The organism is Streptomyces lucensis JCM 4490 (genome assembly GCF_014650035.1).
In the GTDB taxonomy this organism is placed as follows: domain Bacteria; phylum Actinomycetota; class Actinomycetes; order Streptomycetales; family Streptomycetaceae; genus Streptomyces; species Streptomyces lucensis.
Genome location: NZ_BMUE01000002.1, coordinates 731,429 through 750,779, shown reverse-complemented (window position 1 = coordinate 750,779; position 19,351 = coordinate 731,429). Strand labels below are relative to the sequence as shown.

The following is a 19,351-nucleotide window of genomic DNA, read 5'->3' as shown; positions in this document are numbered from 1 at the left end:
GGTGCGGTCAGCGGGGGTCACCGGGTTGCGGCGGCGCGCCGTCCGGTTCGCCGTCGGCGTCCCCGTCGTCCCCGTCGTCCTCGGCGTCGGGGTCGTCCGGGACGTGCAGGACGTGTGTGAGGTCCCGGACGTCCAGGGTGACGAGGGCGCCGACGGCGCGGCGGACGCGGAACGGGACCCGCCGGGGCGGCTGCTCCTCCTCCTCGAACTCGTCGAACCACTTCGGGCAGCGCTCGACCGGCTCCAGGGTCCGTGCGCCGGGCACCGGTTCCAGGGCTCGCCCGGTCGAGCGGAAGACCAGGCCCCCGGACCGCGGCTCGGCCGGTTCGACGGTGAGCGGGTCGTGGTGGGCGGTGTACTCCTGGTGCACCAGCTCGATGGCGTGGACGCGGCCGGTGGTGGGCCGGTCCGGGCCGCCGTGGTTCTCCACCCACGCGTCGGCGCCGTGGTGGTCGCCCTGCCGGTCCGGGCGGTCGACGGCGACCAGCTTCCAGGCCACCTCGTCGCCCACCGTGAACGGTGTGCCGCAGCACCCCATCTGCCAGTCCTCGTACAACACCCTCATCCGCGGCATCGCTCCAGCCTTCCAGGAACCGGGCGGCCGCCGCGAGACGTTTTCCCGGCGGGTGCGCGGCCGGTACGGTCGCAGTTTCCCCGCAGGTGCGCGGCCGGTACGGTCGCAGTCCCGACCCGTTCCCGGCCGCACAGGAGCCCGCCCATGACCACCGCCACCACCCGCCACGGCGATCGCCGGGTCAGTCCCGTGTTCGTCGGAATAGTGACCGTGACGGCGGTGACCGGCTGGGCGACGTGGACGGGGTTCGCGGCGCAGCCGGGCGTCGCGGTGTTCCTGTTCGTGACCGCCGCCTGGATCGTCTCCCTGTGCCTGCACGAGTACGCGCACGCGCGCACGGCCCTGCACGGCGGGGACATCACGGTCGGGGCGAAGGGCTACCTCACGCTGAACCCGCTGAAGTACACGCACGCGCTGCTGAGCGTCGTGCTCCCGGTGCTGTTCGTGATCATGGGCGGGATCGGTCTGCCCGGCGGCGCGGTGTTCATCGAGCGCGGCCGCATCCGGGGCCGCTGGCGGCACAGTCTGATCTCGGCGGCGGGCCCGCTGACGAACGCCCTGTTCGCCGCGGTGTGCACCGCCCCGTTCTGGCTGCACGCGCTGGACGGCGTCCCGCGCGGGTTCCGGTACGCGCTGGCGTTCCTCGCGCTGCTGCAGGTGACGGCGGCGATCCTGAACTTCCTGCCGGTGCCGGGCCTGGACGGCTACGGCGTGATCGAGCCGTGGCTGTCGTACCGGGTGAAGCGGCAGGTGGAGCCGTTCGCGCCGTTCGGCCTGCTGTTCGTGTTCGCGCTGCTGTACCTGCCGGCGGTCAACCACGCGTTCTTCGACGCCGTCGACGCGATCCTGCGCGGGCTGGGCGTCGACGTCCTCTCCTCGGACTGCGGCTACTGGCTGTACCGGTTCTGGGAGGGCACGCCCGAGGGCTGCCTGGTCAGCCCGTGACGGACTTGCCCGGTCCGCCGCCGGTGCGGCCGCGCTTGACGTAGTAGAAGGTCATGTTGGACGTCAGGCCCGCCAGCAGCACCCAGACGATCCCGAGCCAGCTGCCCTGGACGAACGAGACGACCGCCGCGGCCACGGCGAGGACGCAGACGACGAGCGTGTAGAGGGCGATGCGGGGCATGGGGCTCGGCTCCTGTCGGGGGACACTGCTACGCCGACCAGTGTCCCCCATGGGCTCATACGTCCGTGACGCGGAGCCCGGCGTGTGCCTTGTACCGGCGGTTGACGGAGATCAGGTTCGCGACCAGCGACTCCACCTGGTGGGCGTTGCGCAGCCGGCCCGCGAAGACGCCGCGCATGCCGGGGATGCGCCCGGCCAGCGCCTGCACGGTCTCCACGTCGGCGCGCTCCTCGCCGAGCACCATCACGTCGGTGTCGATCCGCTCGGTCTCCGGGTCCTGGAGCAGGACGGCCGACAGGTGGTGGAAGGCGGCGGTGACCCGGGAGTCCGGCAGCAGGGCGGCGGCCTGCTCGGCGGCGCTGCCCTCCTCCGGCTTCAGCGCGTAGGCGCCCTTCTTGTCGAAGCCGAGCGGGTTGACGCAGTCCACGACGAGCTTGCCGGCGAGTTCCTCGCGCAGGGACTTCAGCGTGTCGCCGTGGCCTTCCCACGGGACGGCGACGATCACGATGTCGCTGCGGCGCGCGGTCTCGGCGTTGTCGGCGCCCTCGACGCCGTGGCCGAGTTCCTCCGCGGCGGCCCGGGCGCGCTCCGCGGCGCGGGAGCCGATGATCACCTTCTGGCCGGCCCGGGCGAGGCGGAGGGCGAGGCCCTTGCCCTGCGGGCCGGTGCCGCCGAGCACGCCGACGACGTACCCGGAGACGTCGGGCAGGTCCCAGGGGTCCTTGGCGGGGGCCTTCGCGGGGGTCTGTGCGCTGTCGGTAGAGGTCATGGGCCGACTCTACGTCCGCCGCCGTGCCCGCATCGGCTCAGACCAGCCGGTGCACGGGCACCCGGCGGAAGGTGATCGTCTCGTACGGGCCGAAGTCGCCCGTCTCGTAGAGCAGTCCGACGGTGTCCCGGTCGACGCGGACCAGGTCGGAGTAGGCGGCGGGCAGTCCGTCGGCGGTGTACGCCGTGCGCCAGGTGGTGCCGCCGTCGGTGGAGGCCCGCAGGGTCATCAGGGCGCGGGCCGCGGGGTCGGCCGGGGCGGAGAACAGGAGCAGGTCGGGGTCGCGGAGCTGGAGGACGGCGGCCTCGCAGACCGGGGCGGTGAGCCCCGCCTGCGGCCGGAAGGGCTTGACGAGGGTCCTCCCGCCGTCCCTGGAGTGGGCGTCGGCGCGGTTGCCGGGGGACGGGGCGTCGTTGCGCGTGTTGAAGTAGACGCGGCCGTCCAGGAGTTCGGCGGCGGTGGTCTCGTTGACGTTCACGTAGCCGTCGGTGTTCTCGTCGAGGTAGCCGAGGTACCAGTGCTCGCCCCGGTCGTCGCTGAGCAGGCAGTGGCCGCTGTTGTACTTCGGTTCGGCGCCGGTGTCGGAGCCGGTGGGCGGCAGCGTGTGGTTGGCGGGGACGAGGACGCGTCCGCCGCGCAGCTGGAGGGCGTGCCCGGGGGTGGTGGCGTACCAGCGCCAGCCGGGCTTCTTCACCTGCGCGGTGATCTCCTTCGGCCGGGACCAGGTGACTCCGTCGTCGTCGCTGTGCCGCACCCACACGCGCCGCCCGTCGGCGTCCTTCACCTGTCCGCGCAGGATGGCGGCCTCGGTGGCGCCGGCCGCCGCCCGCACGTGCACGAGCAGGACGCGGCCGGTGTCGAGGACGACGGGGGCGGGGTTGCCGGCGAGGTCCGTGCCGTTGTCCGCGGCGACGCGCAGCGGGCCCCAGGTGCGGCCGCCGTCGGTGGACCGTTTGCACACGATGTCGATGTGCCCGTGGTCGGCGGCGGAGGCGACCCGGCCCTCGCAGAACGCGAGGAGGGTCCCGGCGCGGGTGGCGACGACGGCGGGGATCCGGAAACCGGCGTACCCCTCGTGGCCCGCGCGGAAGGGGACGGTCACATCGGTCATCGGGCGGCTCCTCACGCGGACGGGCACGGTCCGTCACCCATCCCCGGTTCGGGCGAATTCGAGGTGAACTCCGCATCACGAGTCACCTGTTGCGGCAGGATGCGGGCGCATGGACGCCGTACGGGTCGCGTTGCTGCGGGAGGTGCTCGCCGGGACCGAGTGGGTGGATGCCACCCGGAGGTTCGCGGGGGTGCTGCGCGGGTCGGTGGTGGCGCGCGGCGGCGGGCTGCTGCTGGTCGGCACGCCCGCGTACGAGCCGTGGCACCTGGCCGCGCACCTGGTGGACGAGGCGGCCTGGTCGGGCACGCCCGAGCTGGCGCCGACGCTGGTACGGCACCACGCGTGCCCGTCCGACCCCGCGCACCTGGCCGTCGGCCCGGGCCGGATCGCGGCGGCGCGGCGCGGCGAGACCCTGCTGGTCGTGGCGCCCGACGAGCCCGCGCCGCTGCTGGAGCGGGTGCACGACGCCCGGCGGGCCGGGGTGACGGTGCTGGCGCTGGGCGCGGGCGGGGGCGAGCTGGCCGGGCTGGCCCATGACACGCTGGCCGTGCCGGAGGGCGCGGAGCTGGACCTGGACAGCGTGCAGCACCTGGTCAGCGCGGCGGCCGGGGAGAACGGGGGCACTCCGAGAGGCGGCCGGCGCTTCCGGGACCGCCTGTCGCGCCTGGCGGACATCCTCACGGCACCGCCGCCGGCACCCTGGTGACGTGCCGGACGGCGACCGAAAAGCGGTTGCCCAGGGTCGGATCGCGGGCCGAGCATGACCCCTTGTGCTTCGTGACCTCCTTCCCGACCTGGCCCCCTGGAAGGCCTCCCACGACTTCCGCCGTCTGTGGAAGTCCGGCCTGATCAGCAACTTCGGCAGCTTCCTGACCTTCGTCGCGCTCCCCGTCCAGCTGAAGGACCTGACCGGCTCAGCGGCGGCGGTCGGCGCGATCGGCGCCGTGGAGCTGCTGCCGCTCATCCTGTGCGGTCTCTACGGCGGCGCCCTCGCCGACGCCCTCGACAAGCGCGGGCTCATCGTGTGGACGGAAGGAGGGCAGGGCCTGCTCAGCGCGGCTCTGCTGGTCAACGCCCTGCTGCCGCACCCGGCTGTGTGGCCGCTGTACGCCGTCGCCGCGCTCTCCTCCGCGCTGGCCTCCGTCCAGCGCCCGGCCCTCGACTCCCTGTGGCCGCGGCTCGTCGCCCACGACGACATGCCGGCCGCGGCCTCGCTGAACTCGCTGCGCTGGACCGTCGGCGGCGTCGCGGGGCCGGCGCTCGCGGGCGTGGTCGTCGCCTACGCGGGGCTGGGCTGGGCGTACGCCGCCGACCTGCTGACGTTCGCCGTCTCGCTGGCGTACATCGTGCGGATCGCCCCCTCCCCCGCCTCCCACGAGGCCGCGAAGCCGTCGCTGCGGGCCGTCGCCGAGGGGGCCCGCTACGCCTGGAGCCGCAAGGAACTGCTCGGCACGTACGCGGTGGACCTCGCGGCGATGTTCCTGGCCATGCCGCTCGCGGTGCTGCCGTTCCTCGCCGACGAGCTGCACGCCGAGTGGTCGCTCGGGCTGATGTACGCGAGCCTGCCGGCCGGAGCCCTGCTGGTGAGTCTGACCAGCGGCTGGACCTCGCGGGTGCGGCGGCACGGGCTGATGGTGGTGCTGGCGGCCGCCGGCTGGGGTCTCGCGGTAGCGGCGGCCGGCGTCTGCGGGAACGTGTGGCTCGTCCTGCTGTTCCTCACCGTCGGCGGCGGGTTCGACATGGTCAGCGGGGTCTTCCGGGCCGCGATGTGGAACCAGACGATCCCGGACGAGCTGCGCGGGCGGCTCGCCGGGATCGAGCTGCTGTCCTACTCGGTCGGACCGACGCTCGGCCAGGTCAGGGCCGGCGGCCTCGCCGCGTGGGCCGGGGTACGGGCCTCGGTCTGGTCCGGCGGGCTGGCGTGCGCGGGCGCCGTGGGGCTGCTCGCGCTGTGCCTGCCGGGACTCATGACGTACGACGCCCGGACCAACGAGCACGCGGTGCGGATGCGCGAGCGGCGCGCCGCGGCGCGGGTGTGAACCGGGGGCTGATCACTCCTCGTCGGCCGGGCCGGCGGCGGGGGCGTCGTGCCAGCGCGGGTCGTTCTCCCACTCCAGGTTGCGCTCGCGGGCGGTGTCCATCGCGCGCTGCGCCTCCTCCCGGGAGGCGTACGGGCCGAAACGGTCCCGGCCCGGGCAGTCCGGGCCCTCCTCGACCTTCTTGTGCTCCAGGCAGTAGTACCACTCGCCCGGCTTGCCGGCGGTGCGCTTCTTGAACAGGGCCATGGGCAGCTCCTCTCGCCACCGACATGTTCCCCCATGTCCGCTGGATAGACTCGCCGGTATGTCTGGCCAGTCGCTGCTCGTACCAGGGGAGCTGTCTCCCACCCGTTCCGTCCCCGGCAACATCCGCCGTCCCGAGTACGTCGGCAAGCCCGCGCCGGCGCCGTACACCGGGCCCGAGGTGCAGACGCCGGAGACCGTCGAGGCGATGCGCGTCGCCGGCCGCATCGCCGCGCGGGCGATGGAGGAGGCCGCGAGGATCATCGCGCCCGGAGTCACCACGGACCAGCTGGACAAGGTCGCCCACGACTACATGTGCGACCACGGCGCCTATCCGTCGACGCTGGGCTACCGGGGCTTCCCCAAGTCGCTGTGCACCAGCGTCAACGAGGTCATCTGCCACGGCATCCCGGACTCGACCGTGCTCAGGGACGGCGACATCGTCAACCTGGACGTGACGGCGTACATCGGCGGGGTGCACGGCGACAACAACGCCACCTACCTCGTCGGCGAGGTGGACGAGGAGTCGCGGCTGCTGGTGGAGCGCACCCGCGAGTCCCTCAACCGCGCGATCAAGGCCGTGAAGCCCGGCCGGCAGATCAACATCATCGGCCGGGTCATCGAGTCGTACGCCAAGCGCTTCGGCTACGGGGTCGTCCGTGACTTCACCGGTCACGGCATCAACTCGTCGTTCCACTCGGGGCTGATCATCCCGCACTACGACAGCCCGCACGCCACGACGGTCATGCAGCCGGGCATGACCTTCACCATCGAGCCGATGCTGACGCTGGGCACCCACGAGTACGACATGTGGGAGGACGGCTGGACGGTCGTGACGAAGGACCGCAGGCGGACCGCCCAGTTCGAGCACACGCTGGTCGTCACGGAGACCGGCGCGGACATCCTCACCCTGCCGTAGGCCCTGGGCCGCGTCCGGCGCGTCAGCGCTCCAGGAGGACCCGTCCGCCGACCTCGGTCCAGCCGTGCGGCTGGGGCGCCGTGAGGATCTGGGACCCCGCGCCCTGGGCGATGTTCAGGGCGCGGCCCAGCCGGTCGGTCAGCAGCAGCGCGGCCGCGCCGGTCGCCTCGTCCTCGTCGATGCCGTCGTCGCGGCCCGGGAAGGCGCGGGCGCGGACGCGGCCGGCCGCCTCGTCCTCCCACGCCCAGGCGTAGATCCACTCCCCCTTCGGCGGCACGTCGAGCGCGTCCACCTCGGCGGCGCTCGCGTACTGGCGCAGGGTGCGCGGCGGGACCCACTCCGCGCGGGCCTCGATCCAGCTGAACTCCCCGTCCAGCCGGGTCCCGACGAGCCCGGCCGGGGTGACCAGCTCGGGTACGTCCAGCAGCCAGGCGGTGCCGACGCAGGGGTGACCGGCGAACGGCAGCCGCAGGGTGGGGGTGTAGATGTCGATCACGCCGCGCTCGGGATCGTCCACGAACACGGTCTCGCTGAAGCCGAGCTTGGCTGCCAGCTCCTGCCGCTCGCCCGGCTCGGGCAGCACGGAGCCGTCCCGGACGACGCCGAGCTCGTTGCCGTAGCCTCCGCCCGGCCCGCAGAAGACGCGCAGTACGTCGTAGTCAGTCACTACGGAATTGAAACATCGCTCGTCCACCGCTTTCGCGTGAGAGCTGAATCACGACCCGCACGGGTATGGGTGAGGTAAGCCTCATGTAAGTTAGGTGAGCCTCACCAGAGCGCCCCCAGATCAGATCCGCTTGGAGCCTGCATGCGAGCCGTCCGACTGACCGTCACCGCCGCCGCGACCGCGGCCGCTCTGACCGCCCTGCCGGCCTGCACCGCGAAGAGCGATGCCAAGGACGGCGACGCCATCCGGGTCACCGCCGCCGACTCCACGTGCAAGACCTCCACCAAGTCCGTACCGGCGGGCCAGGTCACGCTGAAGATCGAGAACACGGGCTCCAGGGCCACCGAGGTCGAGATCCTCTTCCCCGACGACCGGATCGTCTCCGAGAAGGAGAACATCGGGCCGGGCACCAAGTACACGCTGACCGCCGAGGTGAAGGCCGGGGCGTACGAGATCGCCTGCCGGCCGGGCATGAAGGGCCACGGCGTGCGGCAGAAGCTCACCGTGACCGGCGGCGGCACGTCCGCCGAGCGCGACCCGAAGCTGGACAAGGCCGTCGCCGACTACCGGCAGTACGTGCAGGACCAGGCCGACGCCACGCTGCCGCTGGCCGAGACCTTCGTGAAGGCCGTCAAGGACGGCGACGTCGACGCCGCCAAGAAGGCCTACGCGCCCTCCCGTCTCGGCTGGGAGCGCACCGAGCCGGTCGCCGAGTCCTTCGGTGACATCGACCCCAAGGTCGACATCCGCAAGCCCGACCTGGAGGCCGGGCAGAAGTGGACCGGCTGGCACCGCCTGGAGCAGGCGCTGTGGGAGGACAAGAAGGTGGGCGCCGAGGAGAAGACCCTCGCCGACCGGCTCCTCGCCGACCTGAAGGACTGGCAGAAGCGGGTCGGCAAGGCCGAGATCACCCCGACCTCCATGGCCAACGGCGCCAAGGAGCTGCTGGACGAGGTCGCCAAGGGCAAGGTCACCGGCGAGGAGGAGTTCTACTCGCACACCGACCTGGTCGACTTCAAGGGCAACGTCGAGGGCGCGCAGAAGGCCTACGAGCTGCTCAGGCCCGTCGCCGCGAAGAACGACCCGGCACTGGCCAAGGAGCTGGACAAGCAGTTCGCGGCGCTCGGCACGCTGCTGGACAAGTACCGCTCCGACAAGGACTCCTACGACTTCGTCACCTACGACAAGGTCGGCAAGGAGCAGCAGAAGGAGCTGTCGGACGCGGTGAACGCGCTCGCCGAGCCGCTGTCCAAGCTCGCCGCCACGGTCGTGAAGTAAGCGCGGGACAGGGGCAGGGCGATGACCGAGACGCAGGAGACCAAGGGCGGCAGTCCGTCGCGCCGGGCGCTGATCGGCTGGGGCGGTGCCGGGCTCGCCCTGGGCGCCGCGGCGGCCGGTGGCGCGATGGCGATGGCCGAGGTCGGCAACGACGTGGACCCGGCCGCCGCCGACATGGGCGGCGCGGTGGAGTTCCACGGCGCCCACCAGGCCGGCATCGCCACCCCGGTGCAGGACCGGCTGCACTTCGCCGCGTTCGACGTGAAGACCGACGACCGCGCCGAGTTCGTGCAGATGCTCAAGGACTGGACGGAGGCGGCCCGGCGGATGACCGCGGGCAGGCCGGTCGGCGAGGGCGCCTACGGCGGACTCGCCGAGGCCCCTCCGGACGACACCGGTGAGGCGCTGGGCCTCAAGCCGTCCCGGCTGACGCTCACGATCGGCTTCGGGCCGTCGCTGTTCGACAAGTTCGGACTGCACGGCAGGCGGCCCGCGGCCCTGGCCGACCTGCCCGCGTTCCCCGGGGACAACCTGGACAGGGCCCGCACCGGCGGCGACCTGTGCGTCCAGGCCTGCGCCGACGACCCGCAGGTCGCCGTGCACGCCATCCGCAACCTGGCCCGCATCGGCTTCGGAAAGGTCGCCGTGCGCTGGTCCCAGCTCGGCTTCGGCAAGACCTCCTCCACCACCCCGGGGGCGCAGACCCCGCGCAACCTGTTCGGCTTCAAGGACGGCACCCGCAACATCGCGGGGACGGAGAGCGACCGCCTGAAGAAGCACGTGTGGGTCGGCGACGGGGACGGCGGCGACGGCGACGCCTGGATGACGGGCGGCTCCTACCTCGTCGCCCGTCGCATCCGCATGAACATCGAGACGTGGGACCGCACCCCCCTGCAGGAGCAGGAGGACATCTTCGGACGGGACAAGGGCGAGGGCGCACCGGTCGGCAAGGCCAAGGAGCACGACAAGCCGTTCCTGAAGGCGATGAAGCCGGACGCGCACGTGCGGCTCGCGCACCCCGACTCCAACGGCGGCATCACCATCCTGCGCCGCGGCTACTCCTTCACGGACGGCACCGACGGCCTCGGCCGTCTCGACGCGGGCCTGTTCTTCCTGGCCTACCAGCGCGACGTGCGCGAGGGGTTCATCCCGCTGCAGCGCCGGCTGTCCGCGCACGACGCGCTCAACGAGTACATCCAGCACGTGGGTTCGGCGGTCTTCGCGGTTCCCCCCGGCGTCCGGGACTCCGGCGACTGGTGGGGCCGCGCGCTGTTCTCGAAGGAGGCGTAGCCCGTGTTCTCCAACTACCTGATCGGCCTGCGCGAGGGCCTGGAGGCGTCGCTCGTCGTCTGCATCCTGATCGCCTACCTGGTCAAGACCGGCCGCCGGGACGCCCTGCGGCCGATCTGGATCGGCATCGGCATCGCGGTCGCCATCGCGATGGGCTTCGGCTGCGCCCTGGAGTTCGGCTCGCAGGAGCTGACGTTCCAGGCGCAGGAGGCGCTCGGCGGCTCGCTGTCCGTCGTCGCCGTCGTCCTGGTGACGTGGATGGTGTTCTGGATGCGGCGCACCGCCCGGCACCTGAAGTCGGAGCTGCACGGCAAGCTGGACGCCGCCCTCGCCATGGGCACGGGCGCGCTGGTCGCCACCGCGTTCCTCGCCGTCGGCCGGGAGGGCCTGGAGACCGCGCTGTTCGTGTGGGCGTCGGTGCACGCGGCCTCCGACGGCACCCCGCGCCCGCTGGTCGGCGTCGCCCTCGGCCTCGCGACCGCGGTCCTGCTCGGCTGGCTGTTCTACCGCGGCGCCCTGCGGATCAACCTGGCGAAGTTCTTCACCTGGACCGGCGGCATGCTGGTCGTGGTCGCGGCGGGCGTGCTGGCGTACGGCTTCCACGACCTGCAGGAGGCCGACTGGATCCCGGGCATCAACCACCTGGCCTTCGACATCAGCGGCGCCATCCCGCCGGACAGCTGGTACGGCACCCTGCTCAAGGGCGTATTCAACTTCCAGCCGGACCCGACGGTCGTGCAGATCACGGTGTGGCTGCTGTACCTGGTCCCGACGCTCGCGATCTTCCTCGCCCCGGTAGGGTTCGCCTCCGGGAAGGGGAAGGTGAAGGAGCCCGATGACCAGGGAAAGCAGCCGTCGACGGCTTCGCCGGCGTGACCGTAACGCACTCATAGCGGCCTCGCTGACCGCTATGTCGCTGACCGCGAGCGGATGCGTGGTGGTGCACGGGGAGCGCGTGGAGCTGCCCGCCACCACACGCGCCGAGGCTGCCAAGGCGCTCGCCGCGTTCACCCAGGCGTACAACAAGGCCGACGAGGCCTACGACAGTTCCCTGGACGCCCCCTACGTCACCGGCGCGCTCTCCGACATCGACGCCGCACGGCTGAAGGCGGGCCACGCCAACAGCCCCGCGGGCAACGCCGACCACACCGCGCTCAAGCTGACGGACCCGAAGTTCACGATCCCCAAGAAGGCCGGCTGGCCCCGCTGGTTCGTCGCCGACGCCAAGGGCAACAAGGGCGGCGACTTCCGCTGGCTGCTGGTGTTCACCCGCTACGGCCTGAACGAGCGCTGGCAGGTGTCCTACCTGACGCTCGCGGTGCCCGGCACCGTACCGGCGTTCAAAACGGACGGGGACGGCTGGGCCGAGGCCGTGCCGGCCGGCTCCGCTCGGCTGGCGGTGCGGCCCGAGGAGCTGAGCCGGAAGTACGTGACGTACCTGAAGGACGGCGGGGAGGCCTTCGCGGACGGCCGGAACACCAGCGGTCTGCGCGCGGACCGCGCCAAGGCCGCCAAGCGGCCGGGCCTGGTCCGGCAGTTCATCGACGAGCCACTCACCCACGGCGACTACGCGCCGCTCGCGCTGCGCACGGCGGACGGCGGGGCGCTGGTGTTCTTCACCACGCACCACTACGAGAAGCAGACCGCCGCCGCGGGCACCTCGGTGCCGGTGCCCAACAAGGACGTGCTGGCCCTGACGAAGGGCGAGGTGAAGCAGTCCCTCACGCTGGAGTCGATCGCCAACGAGTCCGCGCTCGTGCCGGCCGGCAGCGGTCCGGTGCGGCTGCTGGGGCGGGTGCAGGGGCTGACGTCCGCGCAGGGCGGCTGAGGCGGCGGTCCCGGCGTCAGTGGCGCAGCGGCCAGGGAGTGCCCGGGTGGCCGGATCCCGCGTACCGGGCACAGGCGTCGGTGAGCGCCTCCAGCAGGGTCAGCGGGTCCGGCAGCGGATGCTCCGGGCCGCGCGCCCAGCGCACCCACCTGTCGTCGCCGGGCAGCCGTGCGGGCGGTACGAGGACGTAGGAGCCGCGGCAGTGCCAGCGCAGGCCGGGGTGCTCGTCCATGGTCTCCGGGTGGCAGTCCAGCTCACAGGGCCACCACTCGTCCTCGTCCTCGGGGGTGCCGCGGGTGAGGGTGAAGAACGCCATGCGGCCGTCGTCGCTCTCGGCGACCGGGCCGACCTCGACACCGGCGTCGAGCAGCCGCTCCAGGGCCTCTCGGCCGGCCTCCAGGGGCACGTCGAGGACGTCGTGGACCATGCCGGTCGCGGTGACGAAGTTGGCCTGCGGCTGGTGGCGGGCCCAGCGCTCGATCTGGGCGCGGTCGGTGGTCGACTGGGTCTGCCAGGCGAACGACACCGGGTGCCGGCCCGGGGTGGGGCAGCCGACGCGGTCGCAGGAGCAGCCGTAGCCGGGTGCGGGGTGCGCGGCGGGGGCGAGCGGCAGGCCCGCTCCGGCGGCGGCGAGCAGCAGGGCCTCACGGCCGCCGTCGTCGGCGGTGTCCTTCGGGCGGCGTCCACGCAGCCACTGGGAGAGTCTGCCCTGCCGGCCGCTCCGGCCGCCGAACGTCGCGCTCATCTAACCCCTTCGGTCCCGTGCTCGCCTCGCTGGTGTGCGGACAGCATGCCTTATCGTCCCATCTTCATGCGCTTCGGGGGCATGCGGGGGGAACGGTGGGACGCCGGGGAGACCCGCCTCACACCCGGGGCGCTGCCGCGGGGTGCGTCCTGGGGGCCGGCGGGCGGACCGTCCACCGGTGGCGGTGCACCCGGCGCGGACCGCCCGGCGGGACCTCCGCCGCCGCGGATCACGGCGGGGGCTCGCTTCCCCACGGCGGGCCGGACGTGCGGCTGCCGCGCCCGGCTACGGCGCGGCGTCGCCGTGCGGCGGCCAGGCGTCGCCCCAGTCGGCGTCCCGGGCCGCCTTGTACAGGTCGCCGTGGCGTTTGGTGACGGTGGTACGGCTCAGCCGCTCGTCGGTCTCGCACAGGTCGAGCAGCACCTGGCCCTTGCGGATCTGCGGGCGCCGGACCACCCGGGAGGGGGCGGGCTCGACGGGCAGCCGGGTGGCGGCGACGTAGCTGAACTTCTCGTCCTCGTAGGCGAGCGCGCCGCCCTTGACCTGGCGGTGCAGGGACGAGCGGCCGACCCGGGCGGAGAAGTGGCACCAGTCCTGGCCGGGCACGATCGGGCAGGCCGCACTGTGCGGGCAGGGCGCGGCGACGTGGAACCCGGCCCGGATCAGGCGGTCGCGGGCCTCGATGACGCGGGCGTATCCGGCCGGGGTGCCGGCCTCGACGACGACGACGGCCTGCGCGGCGCCGGCGGCGGTGTCGACGAGGATCGCGCGGTCGGCCTCGGACAGCTCGTTGAGGACGTACGACACCGTGACGAGGTCGGTGGTGGCGAGGGTGAGGCCCGCGCCGATCCGGGCGCGCTGCCAGCGGGCGTCCCTCAGGTCCGGGTGGGCGGCGGCGATCTCCCGGCCGAGGGCGAGCGCGGGCTCCGCCCAGTCCAGCACGGTGACGCCACGCCCGCCGGGCCAGGTCGCCGCGACGGCCCAGGTGGCGGCGCCGGTGCCGCCGCCGACGTCGGTGTGGCTGCCGGGCGTCCAGTGGGGCACGGCCGCCGCGAACGCCTCCAGCGCGGAGCGCACCGCCTCGAAGGTGGCGGGCATGCGGTAGGCGGCGTAGGCGGCCACGTCGGCCCGGTCGCGCAGGATCGGCGCGTCGGTGGGGGTGGCTCCGCGGTAGTTGGCGATCAGCCGGTCCACGGCGCGGGCCACGTCCGTGGGCGGCAGCCCGTCGAGCAGCTCGGCCAGCGCGGTACGGAGGGGGTCGTTCACCCGGGAATTCTAGGCCCTGTCGTCATACTCCCGGCGTCCGCCCGGAGGGCGGGCCTCGCGGCGTCGGGTGCGTGCTCTCGGCGTGCCGGGTGCTGGTCCTCGTACGGGATGTACTCGGGCCTGGGCCCGGTACGGCGAGAGTGCGTGCATGGCGTCGCGGGGCAGGCGGGCGTTCGACGACGGGGCCTGGGTCGGCCGCGGCGTGGGGCCTGACCGGCCCCGCGCCGTCCGCCCGCGGAGCCGGTCAGATCACCGCTCTCGCCAGGTGGGTGGCCAGGTCCGCTCTGGGCCTGCTGTCCGGGGCACGGCGGCGCGGGTGCACCGTGTTGGCCAGCAGGACGAGGAAGGTGTCGGTCGCCCGGTCCAGGACCAGCGATGTGCCGGTGAAGCCCGTGTGGCCCGCCGCGCCCCGGCCCGCCAGTTCGCCCATGAACCAGGGCTGGTCCAGGGCGAAGCCCAGGCCCGGCGGGGTGAACAGCAGCTCCACGAAGTCGGGGCCGAGGATGCGCGCGGGGCCGTAGGCGCCGCCGGCGAGCAGGGTCCGGCAGAAGACGGCCAGGTCGCGGGCGGTGGAGAACAGGCCCGCGTGCCCGGCGACCCCGCCGAGCGCCCAGGCGTTCTCGTCGTGGACCACGCCCCGCAGCATGCCCCGCTCGGCCTTGGCCCACGGCCGCCGCTGGTCCTCGGTGGCCGCCGCGCCCGGCAGCGGCCCGAACGCGGTGGCGGTCATGCCGAGCGGCCGGGTGATGCCGTCCTGGACGAGGACGTCCAGGGCGCGGCCGGTGATGCGCTCCAGCACCCGTTGCAGCAGGAGCATGTTCAGGTCCGAGTACAGGTACGTGCCGGGTGGCGCGGCCGGTGCCTCAGCCCGCAGCATGGCCGTCCGGGCCTCGTCGTCCGGGCAGTCGTACAGCGGGAGTTCGGGGCGCAGCCCGGAGGTGTGGGTGAACAGCTGCCGTACCGTGACGCCGTGGTCGGCGGCGGCGCGGAAGTCGGGGAGGTAGTCGCCGACCCGGGCGTCCATGCCGAGGGTGCCGCGTTCGACCTGCTGCACGGCGGCGACGGACGTGAACAGCTTGGTGAGTGAGGCCAGGTCGAAGGGTGTGCCGACGGTGGCCGGGACCCGGGCGGCGGGCGGCAGCTCCACCCCGGCGCCGGTCCCGGGGTCGTAGGAGGCGTAGCGCACCGCCCAGCCGGCGGCCTCGGCGAGGGCGATCACGGGGCCGCGGCCGGCCAGCACGACGGCGCCGGCCGCCCAGGGGCGCACCCCGGCGGTCAGGGCGTGCACCTCGTCGGCCATGTGCCCGAGTTCCACGGGGTCGAGCCCGGCTCGTGCCGGTGTGTCCGCGCGCAGTCTGGGTGTGCTCAGTTCTCGTCTCCCTCCGACCCCGCACGTGCGGTCGCGCGCGTGTTCCAGGGACGGCACATAACCACGAAGCAGGCCGCCGCGACCAGTGATCCGGTGAGTTGGACGACGGCCATGGGCACGGCGGTGTGTTCGCCGGCGACGCCGACGAGCGGCGAGGCGACCGCGCCGACCAGGAAGGACGAGGTGCCGAGGAGCGCGGAGGCGGAGCCTGCGGCGTGCCGGGTGCGCAGCAGGGCGAGGGTCTGGGCGTTGGGCAGGGTGATGCCCATCGCGGACATGAGGACGAAGAGCGCGGCGGCGACGGGGACGAGGCCGGTCTTCCCGAAGACGCCGGCGGACATCAGCAGCAGGGCGGTCGCGGCGAGCACGATGACCGTCAGGCCGGTGGCGAGCACCTTGTCCAGGCTGACCCGGCCGACCAGCACCTTGCCGTTGAGCTGCCCGGCGGCGACCAGGCCGACGGAGTTGAGGCCGAACAGCAGGCTGAAGGTCTGCGGGGAGGCGCCGTAGATCTCCTGGACGACGAAGGGGGAGGCGCTCACGTAGGCGAACAGCGCGGAGAAGGCGAAGCCGCCCGCGAGCATGTATCCGGTGAAGGGCGGGTCGGCGAGGAGGCCGCGCATGGACCGCAGGGCCTGGCCCACTCCGCCGCCGTGCCGTTCGTCGGGCGGCAGGGTCTCCGGCAGCCGCAGCCAGACGAGGCCGGCGAGGACGGCGCCGACCGCGGTGAGCACCACGAACACGCCGCGCCAGTCGGTCACCCGCAGGATCTGCCCGCCGATGAGCGGCGCCACGATGGGTGCGGCCCCGGAGATCAGCATGAGGGTGGAGAAGAAACGGGCCATGGCGACGCCGTCGTACAGGTCGCGTACGACGGCCCGGGCTATGACCACTCCGGCCGCGCCGGCGAGGCCCTGCACCAGCCGGAAGGCGATGAGGGTCCGGGCGTCGGGCGCGACGGCGCACAGGGCGGTGGCGGCGAGGTAGACGGCGAGGCCGGTGAGCAGGGGACGGCGGCGGCCCCAGCGGTCGCTCATGGGCCCCACGACCAGCTGTCCGAGCGCCAGCCCCGCCATGCAGGCGGTGAGGGTGAGCTGGACGGTGACGGCGGGGGCGTGCAGGGAGCGGGTGACCTGCGGCAGGGACGGGAGGTACATGTCCATCGCGAGCGGGGTCGTCGCGGTGAGGCCGCCGAGCAGGAGGGTGACGAGCGGGCCGGCGGGGCGCGCCGCGGTGGCCGGCGGCGCCTGGCCGGTGGGTCCGTGCTCCCTCTCCGGTGTCGGTGCGGCCGTGTGCTCCGGCATGTGCCCTCCCTCTGTGCGCCCCGCTGGATCGCCCGCGCTGACACGAGTCGGCACCTATGCTCTCAGCTCGTACACACTGCCGGGGTACACATGAGCGAGGGTGGGTCGATGGTCGAGCGCGTGCGGTGGGGGATTCTGGCGACGGGCAGGATCGCGGCGGCGTTCGCCGCGGATCTGGTCGACCTGCCGGACGCGGAGATCGTGGCGGTGGCCTCGCGGCGGTCCGGGCCGGCGCGGGCGTTCGCCGAACGGTTCGGGGCTCAGCGGGCGTACGGCGACTGGGAGTCGCTGGCGGCGGACGGGGACGTCGACGTCGTCTACGTCGCCACGCCGCACTCGGCGCACCGGGCGGCGGCCGGGCTGTGCCTGCGGGCGGGCCGGCACGTGCTGTGCGAGAAGCCGTTCACGCTGAACCTGCGCGAGGCCGGGGAACTCGTCGCGCTGGCGCGGGAGCACGACCGCTTCCTGATGGAGGCGATGTGGATGTACTGCAATCCGCTGGTCCGGCGGCTCAAGGGACTGGTGGAGGACGGGGCGATCGGTGAAGTCCGCACGGTCCAGGCGGACTTCGGGCTGGCCGGCCCCTTCCCGGCCGCGCACCGGCTGCGGGACCCGGCGCTCGGCGGCGGGGCGCTGCTGGACCTGGGCGTGTACCCGGTGTCGTTCGCGCAGTTGCTGCTGGGTGAGCCGGACGGCGTCACGGCGAGCGCGGTGCTCTCGCCGGAGGGCGTCGACCTCCAGACGGGCGCCCTGCTGTCCTGGGACCGCGGTGCCGTCGCCGCGCTGCACTGCTCGATCATGGGCGGCACGGGCGGCACGGCGTCGGTGACCGGCTCGCGCGGCCGGATCGACGTGCCGTCCGGCTTCTTCCACCCCGAGCGGTTCGTGCTGCACCGCGACGGCCGTGACCCCGAGGAGTTCACCGCCGACCCGGCCGACGGGCCGCGGACCACGATGCGGCACGAGGCCGTCGAGGTGATGCGGGCGCTGCGCGCGGGCGAGAGGGAGTCGCCGCTGGTGCCGCTGGACGGCACGCTGGCCGTGATGCGGACGCTCGACGCGATCCGGGACCGCGTCGGCGTCCGCTACCCGGGGGACGAGGACGAGTTCACCGGGGAGACGGGCGAGCCGTCGCTCACGCCGGCTTGAGACCCGGCTCCCCCGCCTCCGTCACGAAGGACGCGGCCGTGGTGACCGGCGCCCCGGTGCGGGTCACGTACGGCACGGTCTTGAAGTCGGCCCGCGCCTGCTCGGGGCCGAGCGCGACGGTCGTGTAGCCGCGCCGGCCGTTGTAGAACTTCAGGTGCGGGTTGGCGGCCATGTAGGTGTTCCAGTTGGACGGCTTCTCGGAGCCGTCCTTGCCGCTGGTGACGGAGGTGGCGACGATCTCCGTACCGAGGGTGCGGGAGCCGGGGTCGTCGAAGTCGTCCTTGACGTCGAAGGCGTATCCGACGTGCACGTCACCGGTGAGGATCACCAGGTTCTCGATGCCGGTGTCCTTCACGCCGTCCAGGATGCGGCGCCGGGAGGCCCGGTAGCCGTCCCAGGCGTCCATCGACAGCTTGGCGACCGGGTTGAGGTCGAGCTTGCGCTGGGAGAAGGTGACCTGCTGCGGCACGACGTTCCACAGGGCCCGCGAGGTGCGCCAGCCGTGGAGCAGCCACCTCTCCTGCGTGGCGCCGGTCATGGTGCGCGCCGGGTCGTCGATGTCGGGGCCGGGCAGCTGGGCGCCGTCGCCGTAGGCCTGGTCGGAACGGTACTGGCGGGTGTCGAGCACGTCGAACTGGGCGAGCCGGCCCCAGTGCAGGCGGCGGTAGAGCTGCATGTCCGGGCCGTCGGGCCGCTGGGGGCGGCGCAGGGGCTGGTTCTCCCAGTAGGCGCGGTAGGCGGAGGCGCGGCGCAGCAGGAACTCCTCCGGGTCGCCGTTGTCCGAGGGGGTGTCGTCGGCGTAGTTGTTCTCGGTCTCGTGGTCGTCCCAGGTGACCACGAAGGGGTGTGCGGCGTGCGCGGCCATCAGGTCCGGGTCGGACTTGAACAGGGCGTAGCGCAGCCGGTAGTCCTCCAGCGTCACCGTCTCGTGGTTGAAGAGGGCCGGGAGGGTGCGGTCGGTGTAGTTGCGGGAGTTGCCGGTGGCGTTGACGGCGTACTCGTAGAGGTAGTCGCCGAGGTGGAAGACGACGTCGACGTCGTCCTCGGCGAGGTGCCGGTAGGCGGTGTAGTAGCCGTCGGCGTAGGCCTGGCAGGAGACGGCGGCCAGGGTGAGCCCGGCGGGGTCGGCGCCGGGCGGCGGGGCGGTGCGGGTGCGGCCGGTGGGGCTGACCCAGTCGCCGGCGCGGAAGCGGTAGTGGAAGACGCGGTCCGCGCCCAGGTGGGGGACCTCGACGTGGACGGTGTGGAGGAACTCGGGGTGGGCGGTGGCGGTGCCGCGTCTGACGATCCGGCGGAAGTCCTCGTCGTGGGCCAGTTCCCAGTGCACGGTGACGCGTTGCGCGGGCAGTCCGCCGTCGGGCTGGTACGGCTGCGGAGCCAGCCGCGTCCACAGCAGGACGGAGCCGGGCAGCGGGTCGCCGGAGGCCACGCCCAGCGTGAAGGGGTCGTCGGCGATCTTGCGGGCGTCGAACTCGGCGGCGGCCGCGGTGCCGGCGGCGGGCAGGTTCACGGCGAAGGCGAGCGCGGCGGCGGCGCCGGTGACGGTCAGGAAGCGGCGGCGGTTCAAGTGGCGGGCGGCCGCGCGCAGTTCGGGGGCGTGCTGGGACGGGTGTGCTGCGGGTGTCATCCGGTCCTCCCCTGTCACGATGGATGCAGGGGGCAGTTGACAGGGGC

20 protein-coding genes are annotated in these 19,351 nt (G+C 73.4%); 9 read left to right on the top strand and 11 right to left on the bottom strand.

What is annotated here, in order from left to right; all coding sequences use genetic code 11:
• Positions 1-7: 7 nt before the first annotated feature.
• Positions 8-565 (bottom strand): DUF6578 domain-containing protein, encoded by a 558-nt coding sequence (locus IE177_RS07545; RefSeq protein WP_190013955.1) that lies wholly within the window; start codon positions 563-565, stop codon positions 8-10.
• Positions 566-718: 153 nt separating this feature from the next.
• Between IE177_RS07545 and IE177_RS07540 the strand changes: the two genes are divergently transcribed.
• Positions 719-1,519, top strand: a complete 801-nt coding sequence (locus IE177_RS07540; protein WP_190013954.1) for a site-2 protease family protein — start codon at positions 719-721, stop codon at positions 1,517-1,519.
• Here the strand turns inward: IE177_RS07540 and IE177_RS07535 are convergent.
• The 3 genes from IE177_RS07535 to IE177_RS07525 are packed head-to-tail and all read right to left on the bottom strand — an operon-like array spanning position 1,509 to position 3,580.
• The gene (locus IE177_RS07535) at positions 1,509-1,751 is read right to left on the bottom strand and encodes a hypothetical protein (RefSeq protein WP_190013953.1); all 243 of its coding nucleotides are present in this window, start codon (positions 1,749-1,751) and stop codon (positions 1,509-1,511) included. The genes IE177_RS07540 and IE177_RS07535 overlap by 11 nt on opposite strands.
• A gap of 4 nt (positions 1,752-1,755) precedes the next feature.
• Complete coding sequence (npdG, locus tag IE177_RS07530) at positions 1,756-2,469, bottom strand: NADPH-dependent F420 reductase (RefSeq protein ID WP_190013952.1); 714 nt, start codon at positions 2,467-2,469, stop codon at positions 1,756-1,758.
• Positions 2,470-2,506: 37 nt separating this feature from the next.
• Positions 2,507-3,580 (bottom strand): sialidase family protein, encoded by a 1,074-nt coding sequence (locus tag IE177_RS07525; RefSeq protein WP_190013951.1) that lies wholly within the window; start codon positions 3,578-3,580, stop codon positions 2,507-2,509.
• A 109-nt stretch (positions 3,581-3,689) separates the two neighbouring features.
• Here IE177_RS07525 and IE177_RS07520 point away from each other — a divergent pair, with 109 nt between their 5' ends.
• Positions 3,690-4,286 (top strand): hypothetical protein, encoded by a 597-nt coding sequence (locus tag IE177_RS07520; protein WP_190013950.1) that lies wholly within the window; start codon positions 3,690-3,692, stop codon positions 4,284-4,286.
• A gap of 64 nt (positions 4,287-4,350) precedes the next feature.
• Positions 4,351-5,619, top strand: coding sequence for an MFS transporter (locus IE177_RS07515; protein WP_190013949.1), 1,269 nt, complete (start codon positions 4,351-4,353; stop codon positions 5,617-5,619).
• Between the two features lie 12 nt (positions 5,620-5,631).
• Here IE177_RS07515 and IE177_RS07510 read toward each other — a convergent pair whose 3' ends face one another.
• Entirely contained in the window at positions 5,632-5,865 is a 234-nt protein-coding gene (locus IE177_RS07510; protein WP_190013948.1) for a hypothetical protein, read from the bottom strand.
• A 58-nt stretch (positions 5,866-5,923) separates the two neighbouring features.
• On the opposite strand from IE177_RS07510, the gene map reads away from it, so the two are divergent.
• Positions 5,924-6,781: a type I methionyl aminopeptidase gene (map, locus tag IE177_RS07505; RefSeq protein ID WP_190013947.1), complete on the top strand. Its 858-nt coding sequence runs from the start codon at positions 5,924-5,926 to the stop codon at positions 6,779-6,781.
• A gap of 22 nt (positions 6,782-6,803) precedes the next feature.
• On the opposite strand, the gene IE177_RS07500 is transcribed toward map, so the two are convergent.
• Positions 6,804-7,448: a PhzF family phenazine biosynthesis protein gene (locus IE177_RS07500; protein WP_190013946.1), complete on the bottom strand. Its 645-nt coding sequence runs from the start codon at positions 7,446-7,448 to the stop codon at positions 6,804-6,806.
• 141 nt (positions 7,449-7,589) lie between these two features.
• Here IE177_RS07500 and efeO point away from each other — a divergent pair, with 141 nt between their 5' ends.
• Genes efeO through IE177_RS07480 form a run of 4 tightly spaced genes read left to right on the top strand, consistent with a single transcriptional unit; the run spans position 7,590 to position 11,844 of the window.
• Complete coding sequence (gene efeO / locus IE177_RS07495) at positions 7,590-8,726, top strand: iron uptake system protein EfeO (RefSeq protein WP_190013945.1); 1,137 nt, start codon at positions 7,590-7,592, stop codon at positions 8,724-8,726.
• A 21-nt stretch (positions 8,727-8,747) separates the two neighbouring features.
• Positions 8,748-10,016 carry an iron uptake transporter deferrochelatase/peroxidase subunit gene (gene efeB, locus IE177_RS07490; protein ID WP_190013944.1) on the top strand — a complete coding sequence of 423 codons (1,269 nt, stop codon included), beginning with the start codon at positions 8,748-8,750 and terminating at the stop codon, positions 10,014-10,016.
• Positions 10,017-10,019: 3 nt separating this feature from the next.
• Entirely contained in the window at positions 10,020-10,892 is an 873-nt protein-coding gene (gene efeU, locus IE177_RS07485; protein ID WP_190013943.1) for an iron uptake transporter permease EfeU, read from the top strand.
• Positions 10,852-11,844, top strand: coding sequence for an SCO2278 family lipoprotein (locus IE177_RS07480; protein ID WP_190013942.1), 993 nt, complete (start codon positions 10,852-10,854; stop codon positions 11,842-11,844). Before efeU ends, IE177_RS07480 begins: the two co-directional genes overlap by 41 nt.
• Positions 11,845-11,860: 16 nt before the next feature.
• Here the strand turns inward: IE177_RS07480 and IE177_RS07475 are convergent, their stop codons facing one another.
• From IE177_RS07475 to IE177_RS07460, 4 genes are all read right to left on the bottom strand, one after another.
• On the bottom strand, positions 11,861-12,589 hold the full coding sequence (locus IE177_RS07475; RefSeq protein WP_190013941.1) for a bifunctional DNA primase/polymerase: 729 nt from the start codon (positions 12,587-12,589) through the stop codon (positions 11,861-11,863).
• A 285-nt stretch (positions 12,590-12,874) separates the two neighbouring features.
• Entirely contained in the window at positions 12,875-13,855 is a 981-nt protein-coding gene (locus IE177_RS07470) for a small ribosomal subunit Rsm22 family protein (protein ID WP_190013940.1), read from the bottom strand.
• Between the two features lie 244 nt (positions 13,856-14,099).
• Entirely contained in the window at positions 14,100-15,281 is a 1,182-nt protein-coding gene (locus tag IE177_RS07465) for a serine hydrolase domain-containing protein (RefSeq protein WP_190013939.1), read from the bottom strand.
• Positions 15,221-16,528 carry a multidrug effflux MFS transporter gene (locus tag IE177_RS07460; protein ID WP_190013938.1) on the bottom strand — a complete coding sequence of 436 codons (1,308 nt, stop codon included), beginning with the start codon at positions 16,526-16,528 and terminating at the stop codon, positions 15,221-15,223. The genes IE177_RS07465 and IE177_RS07460 overlap by 61 nt, the downstream gene beginning before the upstream one ends.
• Positions 16,529-16,618: 90 nt before the next feature.
• On the opposite strand from IE177_RS07460, the gene IE177_RS07455 reads away from it, so the two are divergent.
• Entirely contained in the window at positions 16,619-17,677 is a 1,059-nt protein-coding gene (locus IE177_RS07455; RefSeq protein ID WP_229815926.1) for a Gfo/Idh/MocA family protein, read from the top strand.
• Here the strand turns inward: IE177_RS07455 and IE177_RS07450 are convergent.
• Positions 17,664-19,304, bottom strand: coding sequence for an alkaline phosphatase D family protein (locus tag IE177_RS07450; protein ID WP_190013937.1), 1,641 nt, complete (start codon positions 19,302-19,304; stop codon positions 17,664-17,666). The two genes, IE177_RS07455 and IE177_RS07450, sit on opposite strands and share 14 nt — an antisense overlap.
• Between the last annotated feature and the right edge of the window lie 47 nt (positions 19,305-19,351).